The sequence below is a fragment of the Streptomyces sp. NPDC086554 genome (assembly GCF_040686095.1).
Classification (GTDB): Bacteria; Actinomycetota; Actinomycetes; order Streptomycetales; family Streptomycetaceae; genus Streptomyces.
On the sequence record NZ_JBFBJK010000037.1, the window covers coordinates 19,884 to 33,808 of the forward strand.

The 13,925-nt window shown below is 70.2% G+C and carries 22 protein-coding genes, 1 pseudogene and 1 riboswitch; of the genes and pseudogenes, 14 read left to right on the forward strand and 9 right to left on the reverse strand.

Annotated elements, in window-relative coordinates; translation table 11 throughout:
• Positions 1-186: 186 nt before the first annotated feature.
• Complete coding sequence (locus AB0O76_RS39465; protein WP_365501762.1) at positions 187-1,329, forward strand: 8-amino-7-oxononanoate synthase; 1,143 nt, start codon at positions 187-189, stop codon at positions 1,327-1,329.
• Positions 1,330-1,347: 18 nt separating this feature from the next.
• On the opposite strand, the gene AB0O76_RS39470 is transcribed toward AB0O76_RS39465, so the two are convergent.
• Entirely contained in the window at positions 1,348-1,572 is a 225-nt protein-coding gene (locus AB0O76_RS39470; RefSeq protein ID WP_365501764.1) for a DUF397 domain-containing protein, read from the reverse strand.
• Positions 1,573-1,581: 9 nt separating this feature from the next.
• On the reverse strand, positions 1,582-2,442 hold the full coding sequence (locus AB0O76_RS39475) for a helix-turn-helix transcriptional regulator (RefSeq protein WP_365501766.1): 861 nt from the start codon (positions 2,440-2,442) through the stop codon (positions 1,582-1,584).
• 271 nt (positions 2,443-2,713) lie between these two features.
• Between AB0O76_RS39475 and AB0O76_RS39480 the strand changes: the two genes are divergently transcribed.
• A complete protein-coding gene (locus AB0O76_RS39480) occupies positions 2,714-3,175 on the forward strand; it encodes an ATP-binding protein (RefSeq protein WP_365501767.1) in 462 nt (153 codons plus the stop codon).
• Here the strand turns inward: AB0O76_RS39480 and AB0O76_RS39485 are convergent.
• A complete protein-coding gene (locus tag AB0O76_RS39485; RefSeq protein WP_365501769.1) occupies positions 3,164-4,075 on the reverse strand; it encodes a LysR family transcriptional regulator in 912 nt (303 codons plus the stop codon). The genes AB0O76_RS39480 and AB0O76_RS39485 overlap by 12 nt on opposite strands.
• Before the next feature lie 130 nt (positions 4,076-4,205).
• Between AB0O76_RS39485 and AB0O76_RS39490 the strand changes: the two genes are divergently transcribed.
• Positions 4,206-4,832 carry a LysE family transporter gene (locus AB0O76_RS39490; RefSeq protein WP_365501771.1) on the forward strand — a complete coding sequence of 209 codons (627 nt, stop codon included), beginning with the start codon at positions 4,206-4,208 and terminating at the stop codon, positions 4,830-4,832.
• Here the strand turns inward: AB0O76_RS39490 and AB0O76_RS39495 are convergent.
• The 4 genes from AB0O76_RS39495 to AB0O76_RS39510 form a co-directional block, all read right to left on the reverse strand.
• Positions 4,810-5,343 (reverse strand): DUF6328 family protein, encoded by a 534-nt coding sequence (locus AB0O76_RS39495; protein WP_365501773.1) that lies wholly within the window; start codon positions 5,341-5,343, stop codon positions 4,810-4,812. The two genes, AB0O76_RS39490 and AB0O76_RS39495, sit on opposite strands and share 23 nt — an antisense overlap.
• A 96-nt stretch (positions 5,344-5,439) precedes the next feature.
• The gene (locus AB0O76_RS39500; protein WP_365501775.1) at positions 5,440-5,913 is read right to left on the reverse strand and encodes a C40 family peptidase; all 474 of its coding nucleotides are present in this window, start codon (positions 5,911-5,913) and stop codon (positions 5,440-5,442) included.
• Positions 5,914-5,916: 3 nt separating this feature from the next.
• Positions 5,917-6,083, reverse strand: a riboswitch (cyclic di-AMP (ydaO/yuaA leader).
• 364 nt (positions 6,084-6,447) lie between these two features.
• Positions 6,448-6,756, reverse strand: a complete 309-nt coding sequence (locus tag AB0O76_RS39505; protein ID WP_360769706.1) for a hypothetical protein — start codon at positions 6,754-6,756, stop codon at positions 6,448-6,450.
• A gap of 7 nt (positions 6,757-6,763) precedes the next feature.
• The gene (locus AB0O76_RS39510; protein WP_365501777.1) at positions 6,764-7,420 is read right to left on the reverse strand and encodes an ATP-dependent Clp protease proteolytic subunit; all 657 of its coding nucleotides are present in this window, start codon (positions 7,418-7,420) and stop codon (positions 6,764-6,766) included.
• Between the two features lie 140 nt (positions 7,421-7,560).
• On the opposite strand from AB0O76_RS39510, the gene AB0O76_RS39515 reads away from it, so the two are divergent.
• On the forward strand, positions 7,561-8,154 hold the full coding sequence (locus AB0O76_RS39515; protein WP_365501779.1) for a DinB family protein: 594 nt from the start codon (positions 7,561-7,563) through the stop codon (positions 8,152-8,154).
• Between the two features lie 579 nt (positions 8,155-8,733).
• On the forward strand, positions 8,734-8,994 hold the full coding sequence (locus tag AB0O76_RS39520) for a hypothetical protein (protein WP_365501781.1): 261 nt from the start codon (positions 8,734-8,736) through the stop codon (positions 8,992-8,994).
• 25 nt (positions 8,995-9,019) lie between these two features.
• On the opposite strand, the gene AB0O76_RS39525 is transcribed toward AB0O76_RS39520, so the two are convergent.
• Positions 9,020-9,526 (reverse strand): dihydrofolate reductase family protein, encoded by a 507-nt coding sequence (locus AB0O76_RS39525; protein ID WP_365501783.1) that lies wholly within the window; start codon positions 9,524-9,526, stop codon positions 9,020-9,022.
• 167 nt (positions 9,527-9,693) lie between these two features.
• On the opposite strand from AB0O76_RS39525, the pseudogene AB0O76_RS39530 reads away from it, so the two are divergent.
• The 8 genes and pseudogenes from AB0O76_RS39530 to AB0O76_RS39565 form a co-directional block, all read left to right on the forward strand.
• Positions 9,694-10,038 (forward strand): annotated as a pseudogene (locus AB0O76_RS39530) (gas vesicle protein); the annotation flags it as partial.
• Positions 10,039-10,086: 48 nt separating this feature from the next.
• Entirely contained in the window at positions 10,087-10,410 is a 324-nt protein-coding gene (gvpJ, locus tag AB0O76_RS39535; RefSeq protein WP_365501867.1) for a gas vesicle protein GvpJ, read from the forward strand.
• Entirely contained in the window at positions 10,407-11,144 is a 738-nt protein-coding gene (locus tag AB0O76_RS39540; protein ID WP_365501785.1) for a GvpL/GvpF family gas vesicle protein, read from the forward strand. Before gvpJ ends, AB0O76_RS39540 begins: the two co-directional genes overlap by 4 nt.
• A gap of 4 nt (positions 11,145-11,148) precedes the next feature.
• On the forward strand, positions 11,149-11,415 hold the full coding sequence (locus AB0O76_RS39545; protein WP_365501787.1) for a gas vesicle protein GvpG: 267 nt from the start codon (positions 11,149-11,151) through the stop codon (positions 11,413-11,415).
• Positions 11,412-11,723, forward strand: a complete 312-nt coding sequence (locus tag AB0O76_RS39550) for a gas vesicle protein (protein ID WP_365501789.1) — start codon at positions 11,412-11,414, stop codon at positions 11,721-11,723. Before AB0O76_RS39545 ends, AB0O76_RS39550 begins: the two co-directional genes overlap by 4 nt.
• Entirely contained in the window at positions 11,720-12,556 is an 837-nt protein-coding gene (locus AB0O76_RS39555; RefSeq protein ID WP_365501791.1) for a GvpL/GvpF family gas vesicle protein, read from the forward strand. The genes AB0O76_RS39550 and AB0O76_RS39555 overlap by 4 nt, the downstream gene beginning before the upstream one ends.
• On the forward strand, positions 12,534-12,722 hold the full coding sequence (locus AB0O76_RS39560; RefSeq protein WP_365501793.1) for a gas vesicle protein: 189 nt from the start codon (positions 12,534-12,536) through the stop codon (positions 12,720-12,722). The genes AB0O76_RS39555 and AB0O76_RS39560 overlap by 23 nt, the downstream gene beginning before the upstream one ends.
• Complete coding sequence (locus AB0O76_RS39565; protein WP_365501795.1) at positions 12,719-13,015, forward strand: gas vesicle protein K; 297 nt, start codon at positions 12,719-12,721, stop codon at positions 13,013-13,015. The genes AB0O76_RS39560 and AB0O76_RS39565 overlap by 4 nt, the downstream gene beginning before the upstream one ends.
• 56 nt (positions 13,016-13,071) lie before the next feature.
• Here AB0O76_RS39565 and AB0O76_RS39570 read toward each other — a convergent pair whose 3' ends face one another.
• Positions 13,072-13,398 (reverse strand): plasmid stabilization protein, encoded by a 327-nt coding sequence (locus tag AB0O76_RS39570; RefSeq protein ID WP_365501797.1) that lies wholly within the window; start codon positions 13,396-13,398, stop codon positions 13,072-13,074.
• A gap of 192 nt (positions 13,399-13,590) precedes the next feature.
• On the opposite strand from AB0O76_RS39570, the gene AB0O76_RS39575 reads away from it, so the two are divergent.
• Positions 13,591-13,872, forward strand: coding sequence for a type II toxin-antitoxin system Phd/YefM family antitoxin (locus tag AB0O76_RS39575; RefSeq protein WP_365501799.1), 282 nt, complete (start codon positions 13,591-13,593; stop codon positions 13,870-13,872).
• The last annotated feature ends 53 nt before the right edge of the window (positions 13,873-13,925 follow it).

The following is a 13,925-nucleotide window of genomic DNA, read 5'->3' on the forward strand; positions in this document are numbered from 1 at the left end:
GCGCTGATCCTTACGTACGAGAGCCATCCTTTCCAAGGAGAGTTCGCACAACAGAAACGCTTTGAGGTGTGGGTATTGCCACATCCTGGCCAGGTGGCCGGACGGCTAGGGTCTGTGCACTGTCTACAAACCGGCACCTGAGCACTGTCTGCACACCGGCCCCTGACCATGCCCCGGAGGAAGCCCATGGCGAGCTCGCCGTTCGACTGGATCGACGAGCAGGCGAGCCTGCGTGCACGGGCCGGACTCGTCCGCACGCTGCGTCCCCGCCCCGCCGACGCGCCCGGCCTCCTCGACCTGGCGAGCAACGACTACCTGGGCCTTGCGCGGCATCCCGAGATCACCGAGGGCGCGGCGGCCGCGGCGCGCCGCTGGGGCGGCGGGGCGACCGGATCGCGCCTGGTGACGGGATCCACCGAGCTGCACGCGGACCTTGAGCGCGAGCTCGCCGAGTTCTGCGGCTTCGAGTCCGCCCTCGTGCTGTCCTCCGGATACGCCGCGAACCTCGCCGCGGTCACGGCGCTCGCCCCGCACGGCTCGCTGATCGTCTCCGACGGGGGCAATCACGCCTCGCTGATCGACGGCTGCCGTCTCGCGCGCGGCACGACCCAGGTGGTGCCGCACGCCGATCCGGCCGCGGTGCGCAAGACGCTCGACGGCCACCGTGGCCCGGCGGTCGTCGTGTCGGACACGGTCTTCTCGGTGGACGGCGACGCGGCCCCACTGGCCGAACTCTCCGCCGCCTGCGGCGAGTTCGGCGCCGGTCTGATCGTCGACGACGCCCATGGCCTCGGCGTGCTCGGCGACGGCGGCCGCGGCGCACCGCAGGCAGCCGGGCTCGCCGGCAGCCCGCACACCGTCGCCACGGTCACCCTGTCGAAGTCCTTCGGCAGCCAGGGTGGCGCGGTGCTCGGCCCCGCCAAGGTCATCGACCACCTGATCAACGCGGCCCGCACCTTCATCTTCGACACGGGGCTCGCCCCGGCCGCCGTCGGTGCCGTGCTGGCCGCGCTGCGGCTGCTGCGCGCCGAGCCCGAGCGGGCGGCGCGGGCCCGCGCGGTCGCGGCCGAGCTGCATGAACGCCTCACGGCGGAAGGTCTGCTCGCTGTGCGTCCCGACGCGGCCGTCGTCTCGGTGCGCGCCCCGTCGCCGGAAGCCGCCGTGCGCTGGGCCGCCGACTGCCGCGGCGCGGGTCTTGCCGTCGGCTGCTTCCGTCCGCCGTCGGTCCCGGACGGGATCTCGCGGTTGCGGCTGACCGCCCGTGCGGATCTCACCGGCGCGCAGATCGCCGATGCCGTACGAGTGATCAGCCGCACCGCACCCCGGTAGGCACCGGGGGTCCGGCAGTCACCGGAGGCCGTGGACGAAGGCCTCCCATGTGGCGTGCGGGAAGAGCAGGGCGGGCCCTGCGGTGTGCTTGGAGTCGCGCACGGCGAGCAGTCCCGACTTCGGCCCTGAAGTCAGCGGGGCTGTCTCGACGCAGTTGTTCATTCCGTTGCTGTGGCTGCTGCGCTGCCACCGTGCGCCGTGCAGAGACGCGCTGTCGGATACGTACCGAGGCAGTGCAGTCATGGTGCCTCCTTACGCGCCGTCACCTATCCCGGCGATGTGATCCGTTGATTCCTCGGCTGAAAGTGCTTGTCCTAGAAGGGAGTTGAAGGCATCCGTGTATGCCTGGAGGTCTTCTTTCCGTTCGAGGTAGAGGCTACTCGTCAAGTGGTCGAGAACAACCACATCCAGATCAGCAATGTTCGGAAATGAGAAGATAACGAAAGATCCAAGGAGTCCCTTGTGCTCTCCCGAGGCGAACGGCAGCACTTGCAACCGCACATGGGGCAGCTGGGCCGCCTCCTGTAACCGCTTCAATTGCCCCGTGAGCACCTGCGCTCCGCCTACCTGGCGGTGCAGCACCGATTCGTCCAGGATCACGCTCAGTCGCAGCGGCCGCCTCGCACGCAGCACGTCCTGGCGGGCCAGGCGCACCTCCACCAGCGCGTCCACCTGCTCGTCCGGCAGACCGTCCAGCGCGGCCCGGGTCACCGCTCGCGCGTAGTCGGGCGTCTGGAGCAGACCGGGCACGACATTGGTCTCCAGGGTGCGGACGCGGCAGGCCTGCGATTCCAGACTGATGAAGTCGCGGTACGCCGGTGGCAGCAGGCCGCGGTAGGCGTGCCACCAGTAGTGACGCCCGCCGCGGTCGTCGGCGCCCGCCAACGCGACCAGCAACTGGCGGAGTTGGGCATCCTTCACCTCGTACGCGTCGAGGAGGAGATGGACGTCCGCGGCCTTGACACCGCTACGCCCGGTCTCGATCCGGCTCACCTTCGACTGGTGCCAGCCGACCCGGCTCGCGGCCTGGCCGCTGGTGAGCCCCGCGAGTGTGCGCAGCGCGCGCAGTTCGGCGCCGAGCTTGCGGCGGCGCACCGCGGGACCGTGCTGCATGTCCGTCTCCTTTCCGACGGAGCTTCCTTTTCCGGCCTCCCCACGACCTCTCACGGGCGACAGTAGAGGAAGTGCCGGTCTCGCGCCCAAATACGGTCTGCCGTAGCAGAGTTCACCGCTTTGAGCGACAGATATATGCACATCTCGGTGGATCGCCACACGTGAGGGGCCCAGTAGTGGCAGTCTGGCGCGAAGCACCATTCCGGGACTGTCCTCGTGCCTTCCGCTACGAGTCGGAGTCCAGCCCCGGTGGGAAAGGGACAGCGTCGCCATGGCAGACCTTCAGGAAGCATCCGTCACTCTGCCGAGCGATCCTGCCTCGGTCTCCGCGGCCCGGAAGTACGTGTCGAACGTCCTCACGGAGTGGGGCCTGCCCGGCGACGCGGAAGTGGCCGACACCGTCAGGCTCATCGTCTCCGAACTCGCCACCAACGCCGTACAGCACACCCTAGGGCAGTCGCCCACCTTCACCGTGGGTATCGAACTGGACCGGGAGGAGCAGCTGCGCATCGGCGTCACCGACAGTCACCCCCGCTACCCCAAGCGGCTGCCCGCCGCCGTCCAGCAGGACAACGGCCGCGGCATGGTCATCATCCGCTGGCTGACCGCCGAATGCGGCGGCAGACTCTCGGTCACCCCCACCCCCGAGGGCGGCAAGACCGTCTGGATCGCACTGCCGTGGACGGCGGCGGTCCGGGGCGAGGCGCAGGCGCCCTCGACCTCAACCCGCTGAGCGCCCGAACGCCCCACGGAGCAGGGCCCGGAAGGTGTCGGCCGCCGGATGCGACCCGTCACTGCGGTGGACCACCGAGATCGTACGGCGGAGGTTTCCCGGCTCCAGCGGCCGGACCCCCACCGGAGTGGCCGCCGTCCGGGCCACCATCTCCGGTACGACGGCGACGCCGAGCCCGGCGCTGACCAGCGCGCACACCAGCGCGTAGCCCGGCGTCTCGACAAGCACCGAGGGGCTCGCCCCGGCCCGCGTGAGCGCCGACTCCACGCCGTGGCGTGGCGGATGCGTCGGCGCCATGCTGATCAGCGGCTGCCCGGCGAGCTCGGCGAGCGGCAGCCGCGACGAGACGCCCGCGAGCGCGTGCCCGGGCGAGGTCACCAGGACCAACTCCTCGACCAGGACCGGCTCCGCGCTCACGGACGCGGGCAACGGCACCGGATCCGACGGCTCGTAAGTGTGCGTGAGCGCCAGGTCGACCTCGCCCGCCGCCACGGCCGCCACCCCGAGCGGCGGCTCATAGCCCCGCAGCGTCAGCTCGATGTCCGGATGGGCGCGGCGGAACGCGGTCAGTGCGGGCGGCACCAGATGGATGCCTGCCGTGGTGAAGGTCCCCACGCGCAGTCGGCCGCCGGACAGGCCCGCGAGCTGCGCCAGTTCGTGCCGCGCCCGCTCCATCTCGTCCAGGACCCGGCGCGCCCGGGTGAGCAGCAGCTCGCCCGCGCCGGTCAGCCGCGCCCCGCGGTGATGCCGGACCAGCAAGGGGGTCCCCGCCTCCCGCTCCAGCTTGGCCAGCTGCTGGGAGAGGGCGGGCACGGTGTAGCCGAGGCGCTCGGCGGCGCGGGTGATCGACCCGGCCTCGGAGACCGCCACCAGTGCGGCGAGCCGCGTCGGGTCGTACATGGTGTCTCCCGGTGCAGGTGCTGACGCCGGGTCGGCCCGGCCGTCGACGTGGGGGGTAAACGCCTGCTTAAGGCAGACCCAGGATATTCCATATACCTGCTGAAGGCAGAAGAACGGCAGGCTGGGGGCCATGGACGCACAACTGGTCGCCTTCACCGGAGTCGCCGCGGGCATGGTCGCCATGCCGGGCGCCGACTTCGCCGTCGTGGTGCGCAACGCCCTGGCTTCCCGCCGCGCCGGGGTCACCTGCGCGATCGGTGTCGCGGGCGGGCTCCTGGTGCATACGGCGCTCGCGGTGGCCGGTGTCGCGGCGGTGCTCGCGGCGGTGCCCACGCTCTTCCGCGCGCTGCAGATCGTCGGCGGCGGCTATGTGCTCTACCTGGGCTACCGCGCCCTGCGGTCGGCGGCGCGGCCGCAGCGGAGTGCCGGTGCGCAGGGGGATGAGCCGCAGGAGTCGGGCGGCAGCCTGCGACAGGGCTTCCTCACCAATGCCCTCAACCCCAAGGCGCCCATCACGTTCCTCAGCGTGCTGCCCCAGTTCGTGCCCGCGGGCAGCCCCGCGATGCCCAGGACGCTGCTGCTCGCGTCCATCATCGTCGCGCTCGCCCTCGTATGGTTCCCGGTCGTCGCGCTCCTGGTGGACCGGCTCGGTCGCCGGCTGCGCCGACCGCGCACCGCCCGGGCGATCGAGGGTGTCACCGGCGGCGCGTTGAGCGTCCTCGGCCTGGTGCTGCTCATCGAGGCGGCTCTCGCGTGACGTCCTGCCGTGCGGCCGCGCGGCGCGCCAGGCGGGGGAGCAGGCGGGGGAGCACGCCCCACAGGCCCACGCACACAACGAGCGTGCCCGCGCTCGCGATGATCCCGCCGGTGCGGCCGACCGCCACGTCCACGACCAGGAGCACGGACCCGGCGAGGGCGAACATCAGGACCGCCATGCCGGCCCTGGCGAGATGCGAAGAGACCCGCACGATCAGCGGCTTGGAGTGCTGCTGGAACAGCGCCCGGTGCACCGCGGCCGGCGCCGTGAACAAGGCCGCCGCAAGGACGGCGAGCAGCAGCGTGGTGACGTAGGTGGCGCGCTGCATGTCGTCCAGGGACGGGAAGCGCGGCGTGAAGGCGAGGGTCAGCAGGAACGCGAAGAGGATCTGCACGCCGGTCTGCGTGACCCTCAACTCCTGGAGAATCTCCGAGAAGTTGCGGTCCGCACGCTCGAAGGGCGTCTCGTTACGGTTGTCGTGAGCGGCGTGGGAGCCACTGTCGTCGGCCATGCCGCACGAGTATCCGGGTCGGCGCGCCCCACGCGTGGCGGACGCGCCGGGCGACGACGCCGGCCGAGTGGCCGGCCGCCGCCGCCCGGCGGCAGGTCAGCGCACCCTGCCGTACGACACGCTCTTGGTCCAGATCTTCTCGAGCCGCACCACGGTGTTCGACTTCGGGGCGTGCCAGATCCGGCCCTTACCCGCGTAGATGCCGACGTGGTAGACGTTCCGGCCGGAGTGGAAGAAGACCAGGTCACCGCGGGAGCGGTTGGACGCGGAGATGTGCCGGGTCTTGTTGTACTGCTGTGCGGCGGTGCGTGGGAGCTTCTTGCCGGCGCGCTTGAACGAGTAGAGCGTCAGGCCCGAGCAGTCGAACCGGTTGGGCCCCGTGGCTCCGTAGCGGTAGGGCGAGCCCTTCTTGGACGCTGCGATCTTCAGGGCCTTCGTTCCGTGTGTCGCGGCCTGGGCCTCCGTCGTGAGCCCTGGGGCCACGAGGGTGCCGCCGACGACGGCGAGCGTGAGAGCCGATGCGCAACCGGCCCTGGTGAGCAGCGACGGAACATGATTCAGCGCGGTCATGCGCAACCCTTCGTCAGCCGCCTGTGAAGGATGACCTGTCGGATTCGGGCTGACAAAGTTGCCCGGCCGCGGTGTGCGGCTTCACCCCAAGGGCCGTTGTCCGGACCGTCCGGACCGACCCGTCGTGCCTGGGTCCTCCACTCCTGCCGGTGCACCGATGTCGACCGGGCATCCGGGCGGCGGCAGGACTCGGCGTCCGCCCGGACCGCCCCGCCGCTGTGGCGGGGGCTTGTCGTCGGAAGGGATCTTGACCCGTCAACGGCCCGAAAACCGAGCCGAAACGGCGTTTTGTGAGGCTCCTCACGGCTGAACCGTTCAGGTGGACAACGCCGGATAAGGGCACCCTTCGAAGGGCTCGACGATCGCTCTACCAGCACCGGAAGGAGACATTCCGGCCGTCGCGTACACCGCTGACGCAACTGTGACCGACCCCGTTGACGACGACCTGCTACGCCGAACGGGGTAGCCCGTCTGGTCCGTTTGAGACCGGCCCCGGACGCTGCGGACCTGCCGGGCAGCCGACTTGAGGGGGAATCAGGGCGCCGAAGGGGGCGGCACGGTGACCCGGCAGGACCGCCGCTCCCCGTCGAGTACGCGCAGCGCCCGGGCCAACGTCGGTGCGTGCACGGCACTCTCGCCCCGCTGGTGCATCAGCGTCAGCGCGTCCCGCAGCGCGGTGGCGCTGGCGACCAGGGCCTGGGCGGCGCGCAGACCGCCGTACGTGTCGGACGCGCGGGCGGGGTTGATCCGGCCCAGCAGATCGACCACTTCGAGGTACCGGTCGATCAACTCGCCCTCGGCGCGGGTCAGTGCGGGCAGCGGAGGCAGTTCGGGTGGCAGCATCACCGGCTCACCTCGCGTCCGGGGCGCGGAGCGAATCCTTGCTGCCGAGGAGCGAGTCCTTGCGGCTGGGGATGATCCGGTCCACCAGGCCGTACGCGAGCGCATCGGGCGCGCTGAGGATCTTGTCCCGCTCGATGTCCGCCGCGATGCGCTCCGGGCTCTGTCCCGTGTGCCGTACGAGGAGTTCCTCCAGGAGCGCACGGGTGCGCTGGAGCTCGGCCGCCTGGATCGCGAGGTCCGAGGTCTGCCCCTGGATCGGCTCGGTGATCGAGGGCTGATGGATCAACACCCGGGCGCCGGGCAGCGCGTGGCGCTTTCCGGGGGTGCCGGCGGCGAGCAGGACCGCGGCCGCCGACGCGGCCTGACCCAGGCAGGTCGTCTCCACGTCGCAGGTGACGAAGCGGATCGTGTCGTAGATCGCCGTCATCGCGCTGAACGAGCCGCCGGGGGAGTTGATGTAGAGCGAGATGTCGCGGTCCGGCGCCAGGTATTCGAGGTGCATGAACTGCGCCATCACATCGTTGGCCGAGGTGTCGTCGATCGGGGTGCCCAAGAAGACGATGCGCTCCTCGAGCAGCTTCGAGTACGGATCGAGAGTCCGCTTTCCCGAGCTGGTGCGCTCGGTGAACTCGGGCAGGACGTAGCGGGCGGACGGTCGGTTCATGGCACGTCACTCCTCTTCCCGGGGCCGGCCGCACCGGCCCGTGGCTTCCTGTAGAAAATGTACAGGACGTACGTAATAAGGGTCGGCGACGGTGAGTGAAAGCGGTGGACAAAGATCACGTGAGCGGCAGACTGGCGCGCATGACCTCAACGGATCCCAAGGCCGACCTCGGCCATTACCTGCAGACCGCCCGCGACGCCCTGCTGTGGAAGCTCGAAGGGCTCTGCGAGTACGACATCCGCCGCCCGCTGACCCCGACAGGCACCAACCTGTTGGGCCTGGTGAAGCACACGGCGGGCGTGGAACTCGGCTATCTCGGCGACACGTTCGGGCGCCCGTCGGGCGAGCCGCTGCCCTGGCTCGATGACGGTGCCGAGGGCAACGCGGACATGTGGGCCACCGCCGACGAGTCACGTGAGGACATCGTGCAGCTCTACCGCCGCGCATGGGCACACGCGGACGCGACGCTCGATGCCCTGGAGCTGGACACGATCGGCAAAGTGCCGTGGTGGCCGAGTGGCAGGGACGAGGTGACGCTGCATCATGCCGTGGTGCGCGTGATCGCCGACACGCACCGGCACGCCGGGCACGCCGACATCGTCCGGGAACTCATCGACGGCGCCGTGGGCATGAACAAGGGCAACGACAGCCTGCCGTCGCACGACACGGCGTGGTGGGAGAACCATCGCAGCCGCCTGGAGAGGGTGGCCCGGGAGGCCGACCCGGAGACGTGAAAGACCTGTTGGCGCGTTGGCCGAACGAGCCGCGGGGCCGTAGTGTCTGCCCGTCGCAGGCGAAGAGGATCACGGGGGCAGCGGTGGGGTGGACGAGGTGCCGCAGAGCGGCAGGTACGGCGATGGTCGCGGCGATATTCGTCGTGGCCACGGGGTGCTTGCCGAAAGATTCGCCCGACGCGAAGGGTTCGCCCGACGCCCCGAAGGGTTCGGCCGACGCTCCGAAGGCGAAGGACACGGCACCGGCGTCCGTGTCGCCGTCGCCCTCTTCCTCCCGGCCGCTGACGGCCGCGAAGTTGAAGTCCCTCCTGCTGCGGGAGGGAGAAGTGCCGCAGGTGGACAGCGCGCCCGTACAGGGTCCCGTTCCCAAGTACGATCCGCGGGTTCTGGTGCCGGGCCCGGGGTGCCAGGACGTGTTCGACGCCCTCGTCTCGCACGACGCTGCCACGTCCGTGATCCAGGACTTCTGGTGGAAGGACGACCAGTGGCGGCAGGACCTGGCTGGCCTCGTATGCCGGCAAGGGGGCGGCGGAGCAGTTCCGGGGGCTCAAGAAGGGGCTCAAGACCTGCAAGACGCTGGTGGGGACGACCCCGGACCAGAAGCTCAACTCCCGTATCACCGTGGCGAAGGCGCCGGCTCTGGGCGACGAGGCGGTCGCCTTCGACCTGAGCATGGACGGCCCGGATGACACCGTGCTGACCGACCGTCAGACCTTCGTGCGGGTGGGCGCCCTCACCGTGAACATGAGCGACCGCAACGCTCGGCGCAACCCCGGGTTCCCGCTCGACGTGGTGATCGACAAGCAGGTCGCACGGCTCACGCAAGGGCCGCGCACCTGACCCCGGTGGACGCCGCTTCAGCGAGCTACGCGTCGGTTCCGTAGCTCCCGTACTCCGGAAGCCCCGTCGATTCGAAGACATGCACCGACAGGCCGCTCGGTGTCGTCTGATGACTGATGAGCCGCAGACCGGCCGGTGCGCCGCCGTCCGGGAACAGGCGCCGGCCGCTGCCCACCACGACCGGGGCGATCGCGAGCCGCAACGTGTCGACGAGCCCGGCGGCAAGCAGGGACTGGGCGAGCCGGGCGCTGCCGTGGATCTGCAGCTCCCGCCCGGGCCGCCGCTTCACCTCGGCGACCTGAGCGGGGACGTCGCCGGACAGGATGGTGGTCGGGTTCCAGTCGGCCTTGGTCAGGGTGTCGGAGGCCACGTACTTCTGCAGGCCGTTCATGATCCCGGCCAACGGGTGGTCGGTCATCTGCGGCCAGTCCCGCGCGAAGTTCTGGTAGGTGCGGCGGCCGAACAGGAGCGCATCCGCCTCGCCGAGCCAGGTGCCGGCGAGCCGCTCGAACTCCTCGTCCAGGTGCGGCACGAACCAGCCTCCCCGCGTGAACGTCTGGCACCGCTCTCTCTTCGGCTTCGGTGAACCCGACGGTACGGCGACGACGGTGCCGGAACCAGGACCGACCGCTGGCCCGTCTCGCGCATGTCACCAGGTTTGGCCAACGGGTTGCGGGCCACTCGGAGTCCGAGGTGGCCATGACGAACAGACCCTCCGATGCACGGACGAAGACCACGAGCCAGCAGAACTCGAAGAGTTCACCCCGGACGGGAAGCGGCGCCGCGGACGGCCCGCCGGGCCCCATGGAAGTACTGCGCCAGGCGCGCGCCCAGCTCGCCGAGCTCACCGGGATGACCGCCGAGTCCGTGTCGTCCTTCGAACAGACCGAGGACGGCTGGGCGTTGGAGATCGAGGTCCTGGAACTCGCCAGGATCCCCGACACGACGAGTCTCCTGGCGAGCTATCAGGTGGACCTCGACCCGCAGGGCGGGCTCACCGGATACCGGCGCATCCGTCGCTACGAACGCGGGCGGGCCGACGCACATGGGCCCGGCGGTCTCGACGGAGAAGGCCGAGGACGAGCGGTCGGCATGGCCGTTCCTCCGGCACAACAAGCCCGAAGCGGTGGCACCAGCGGCCTGTACGACATTCTGGAGCTCGTACTCGACCGGGGGCTCGTCATCGATGTGTTCGTACGCGTCTCCCTCGTCGGCATCGAGATCCTGAAGATCGACGTACGTGTGGTCGTGGCCAGTGTCGACACCTATCTGCGCTTCGCCGAGGCGTGCAACCGCCTCGACCTGGAGGCCGGCCCGCACAAGATCCCCGGGCACCCCGACGTCGTGGGCGAGCTCACCGGGATCTCCGAGACCCGCAAGGCCACGCCCGCACACAGCAGGAAGGAGCCGGAATGAGTACGTACGTCTATGGCATCGCCGCATGTTCGCACCCCTCGCTCCCCGCGGGCATGGACGGAGTGGGAAAGCCGCCGCGCCCCGTGCGTGTGATCAAGGAAGGCGAACTTGCGGCGGTCGTCAGTGACGCGCCCGAGGGGCTGCGCCCCAAGCGCAACAACCTGCTCGCCCACCAGAGCGTGTTGAACGAAGCGGCTGCGGCAGGCGCGGTGCTTCCGATGCGGTTCGGCAGCGTCGCACCGGACGACGCGGCCGTCACGAGCGTCCTCGCGGAGCGTGCCGAGCACTACCACGAGCGGCTGAGGACGCTGGCGGGCAAGGTCGAGTACAACATCAAGGCGAACCATGACGAGGCGGCCGCGCTCCACCGCGTGATGGCCGAGAGCCCCGAGTTGCGGGCGCTCACCGAGGCCAACCGGGCAGCGGGCGGCGGTAGTTACGAACAGCGGCTGCGGCTCGGCGAGATGGTCGTCGCCGCGGTCAAGGGCCGGGAGGCCGAGGACGCCGTGAAGCTGCAACGCGCGCTTGAGCCTGCGGCGGAGGCCGTCAGTGCCGGTCCCGACTCCACGGGCTGGCTGGCCAATGTGTCGTTCCTGGTGGAACGCGCTTCGGCCGAGGAGTTCCTCGGGGCCGTGGAGGAGGTCCGCGAGACGCTTCCGCACGTCGAACTGCGCGTCAACGGGCCGCTGCCGCCGTACAGCTTCGTCGAGCCCGGCCCCGCCGAGCCGGTGTGAGCCCATGGGACTGATCGGCGAGGTGCTGCTGCTGCCGTTCGCACCGGTGCGCGGCAGCCTCTGGGCGGTGAGGCAGGTCCTTGCCGAGGCCGAGCGGCAGTACTACGATCCGGCGGCCGTCCGGGCCGAACTCGCCCTTCTCGAGCGGCGGCTCGTGGCAGGCGAGATCGATGAGGAGGAATTCGAGGGCCAGGAGGACGAACTGCTCGACCGCCTGGACATCGGCCTTCGCACCGGCGCGGGAACGGACGACGGCGGGAGTCGCCGATGACGACGGCCGGCCGGATCCCCGAGCCGTACGGGCAGGGCAGCGGCGCGAACCTCGCGGACATCCTGGAGCGGGTGCTCGACAAGGGAGTCGTGATCGCGGGCGACATCCGGATCAATCTGCTCGACATCGAACTGCTCACCATCAAACTGCGGCTGATCGTCGCCTCCGTCGACAGGGCGAAGGAGATGGGAATCGACTGGTGGGAGGACGACCCGGCGCTCTCGTCCCGCGCGCACCGCCACGAACTCGCCCGAGAGAACGCCGAGTTGCGTGCGCACCTCGCTCAACTGGAGGGGGAGTCCTCATGACCGGCCTGCGCTACGTCTACGCCGTCTGCCGCCCCTTCGGCGCAGCGCTCCAGGCCGACGTCACGGGCGTCGCCGGCTCGCCCCCGGGCCAGTTGCCGCACCACGGTCTGATCGCCGTCGTGAGTCAGGTCCCGGAGCGGGACTTCGCCGAGGAGCCGCTCCGTCGCCATCTGGAGGACCTGGAGTGGCTGAGCGCGACCGCGCGGGCCCATCAGGGCGTGATCGACGCGCTCACCGCGGTCACCACCCCGCTCCCGCTGCGGCTGGCCACCGTGTTCCGGGACGACGCGGGGGTACGCGTGATGATGGAGGCGCGGGAGCAAGCGTTCCGGCGGGTGCTTGCCCGGCTCGACGGCCGGGTGGAATGGGGCGTCAAGGTCTACGCCGAGCCGGAGGCCGCCGAGTCGGCCGAGTCGACCGGGCCGCCGGAGAAGGCGGCGACCGGCAGGGACTATCTGCGTCGGCGCCGACTGCGTACGCACGCCCATGACGAGATGTGGCAGAGGGCCGAGAAGTTCGCGCGCCGACTGCACGACACGCTGTCCGCATCCGCGGAGGACGCCCGGCTGCACGCCCCGCAGGCCGCGGCCCTCTCCCGGGCGTCCGGCCGCAACGTGCTCAACGCGGCCTATCTGGTGCCTCGTTCACGCTCGGAGGCCTTCGTGGAACTGGTGGGCCGTACGCAGGACACGCAGGACGAGGAAGCCCCCGGACTGCGGGTGGAACTCACAGGGCCGTGGGCCGCGTACTCCTTCGCGGGCCTGGACGGCGACACGGACGACACGGACGACACCGTGGGGGAGGCGCGGCATGACCGTCGTGGAACGCCGTGAGGTCGCCCTGGTCGACCTCCTCGACCGGCTGCTCGCGGGCGGAGTCGTGATCACCGGGGACCTGACCCTGCGGATCGCGGACGTCGATCTGGTCCGTATCGACCTGAACGCCCTCATCAGCTCGGTGAACGCACAAGTTCCCGCACCGTGGCGGGAGTTGACATGAACGACCGGCGGACGGCCGGACGGAATCGGCTGGACCTGGACCCGGACACAGTGGAGCGCGACCTGGTCAAGCTCGTGCTGACCGTCGTGGAGCTGCTGCGTCAGCTCATGGAGCGGCAGGCCCTGCGGCGCTTCGACACGGGAGAGCTGACCGAGGACCAGGAGGAGCGCATCGGTCTGACGCTGATGCTCCTCGACGACCGCATGACCGAACTGCGCGAGCGATACGGCCTGCGGCCGGAGGACCTCAATCTGGACCTCGGGCCGCTGGGGCCGTTGCTGCCCCGGGAGTAGCTTTCGGCCTCGTCGACAGGATCAGCCAGGATCAGCCAGGATCGGCGGCCGCAGGATCAGCGGCCGAGCGCCTTCTTCAGCTCCTGCTTGTTCATGGAGGAGCGGCCGTCGATGTTGCGCTTCTTCGCCTCCGCGTACAGCTGGTCCTTGGTGGGGCCCTCAGCGCCTGTGTGCGAGCGGTGTCCGCCGCGCTCCGACGCGGACATGCGGTCGCGCGTGGACGTCTTACTGGCGGTCTTCGACTCGCCGGAGCGGGCACGCTCCTTGTTCACCGTGCGGGCCGCGATCTCCTTCGCCCGGCGCGTGGACTCACCTCGCTGCTCGGCGCTCTCCTTGATGTGCTCGTACTGCCGCTCGCGCTTCTTGTTCGATCCCGCGGGCATCAGATCACTCCTCTCGCGGATCGGCGGCTCAGCCGGGGCCGTCGCATGGCCGGCACCCGGACGCGCGACGGGTTCCCCCACTGAGGATCACATAACACGGTGCGGACTTCTCGTCGGCGGCTCAGCCGTACTGTGCGAAGGAGGTTACGCAGCGTGACGCTGCGGGGGCGGGTGGCGGTTAAGCTGGGGGGCATGGCCTACGAGATTCCGGTGACGCAAGCCCGAGCAGAGCTCGCCGATCTGATCAACCGCGTTGTCTACGGCGGTGAGCGGGTGGTCGTCACCCGGCACGGCAAGCCGCTCGTGGCCCTGGTCTCCGCCGCCGACCTGGAGCGGCTGCAGGAGCTTCCGGACGCAGCCGATGAGCAGGTGGTCAGCTCCGTCTCGTCGGTGCACTCCACGTCGTCGTCCGGCGCGGGCCGGCAGCAGCGCTTCGGGATCGCCGCGGAGCACCGGGGGCCCAACGCCTCGTAGCCGCACCGCCTTTGGGCGCGGAACACACCAAGGCCGTACACCCCCGTCCGCTA

Coding starts and splice junctions, on each gene's coding strand:
- AB0O76_RS39480 (WP_365501767.1), top strand. CDS start 2,714: ATGGCAGACCTTCAGGAAGCATCCGTCACTCTGCCGAGCGATCCTGCC.
- gvpJ (WP_365501867.1), top strand. CDS start 10,087: ATGGCCGTTCCTCCGGCACAACAAGCCCGAAGCGGTGGCACCAGCGGC.
- AB0O76_RS39570 (WP_365501797.1), bottom strand. CDS start 13,398: ATGCCCGCGGGATCGAACAAGAAGCGCGAGCGGCAGTACGAGCACATC.
- AB0O76_RS39485 (WP_365501769.1), bottom strand. CDS start 4,075: ATGTACGACCCGACGCGGCTCGCCGCACTGGTGGCGGTCTCCGAGGCC.
- AB0O76_RS39515 (WP_365501779.1), top strand. CDS start 7,561: ATGACCTCAACGGATCCCAAGGCCGACCTCGGCCATTACCTGCAGACC.
- AB0O76_RS39545 (WP_365501787.1), top strand. CDS start 11,149: ATGGGACTGATCGGCGAGGTGCTGCTGCTGCCGTTCGCACCGGTGCGC.
- AB0O76_RS39470 (WP_365501764.1), bottom strand. CDS start 1,572: ATGACTGCACTGCCTCGGTACGTATCCGACAGCGCGTCTCTGCACGGC.
- AB0O76_RS39490 (WP_365501771.1), top strand. CDS start 4,206: ATGGACGCACAACTGGTCGCCTTCACCGGAGTCGCCGCGGGCATGGTC.
- AB0O76_RS39510 (WP_365501777.1), bottom strand. CDS start 7,420: ATGAACCGACCGTCCGCCCGCTACGTCCTGCCCGAGTTCACCGAGCGC.
- AB0O76_RS39555 (WP_365501791.1), top strand. CDS start 11,720: ATGACCGGCCTGCGCTACGTCTACGCCGTCTGCCGCCCCTTCGGCGCA.
- AB0O76_RS39575 (WP_365501799.1), top strand. CDS start 13,591: ATGGCCTACGAGATTCCGGTGACGCAAGCCCGAGCAGAGCTCGCCGAT.
- AB0O76_RS39505 (WP_360769706.1), bottom strand. CDS start 6,756: ATGCTGCCACCCGAACTGCCTCCGCTGCCCGCACTGACCCGCGCCGAG.
- AB0O76_RS39560 (WP_365501793.1), top strand. CDS start 12,534: ATGACCGTCGTGGAACGCCGTGAGGTCGCCCTGGTCGACCTCCTCGAC.
- AB0O76_RS39465 (WP_365501762.1), top strand. CDS start 187: ATGGCGAGCTCGCCGTTCGACTGGATCGACGAGCAGGCGAGCCTGCGT.
- AB0O76_RS39475 (WP_365501766.1), bottom strand. CDS start 2,442: ATGCAGCACGGTCCCGCGGTGCGCCGCCGCAAGCTCGGCGCCGAACTG.
- AB0O76_RS39500 (WP_365501775.1), bottom strand. CDS start 5,913: ATGACCGCGCTGAATCATGTTCCGTCGCTGCTCACCAGGGCCGGTTGC.
- AB0O76_RS39550 (WP_365501789.1), top strand. CDS start 11,412: ATGACGACGGCCGGCCGGATCCCCGAGCCGTACGGGCAGGGCAGCGGC.
- AB0O76_RS39495 (WP_365501773.1), bottom strand. CDS start 5,343: ATGGCCGACGACAGTGGCTCCCACGCCGCTCACGACAACCGTAACGAG.
- AB0O76_RS39540 (WP_365501785.1), top strand. CDS start 10,407: ATGAGTACGTACGTCTATGGCATCGCCGCATGTTCGCACCCCTCGCTC.
- AB0O76_RS39565 (WP_365501795.1), top strand. CDS start 12,719: ATGAACGACCGGCGGACGGCCGGACGGAATCGGCTGGACCTGGACCCG.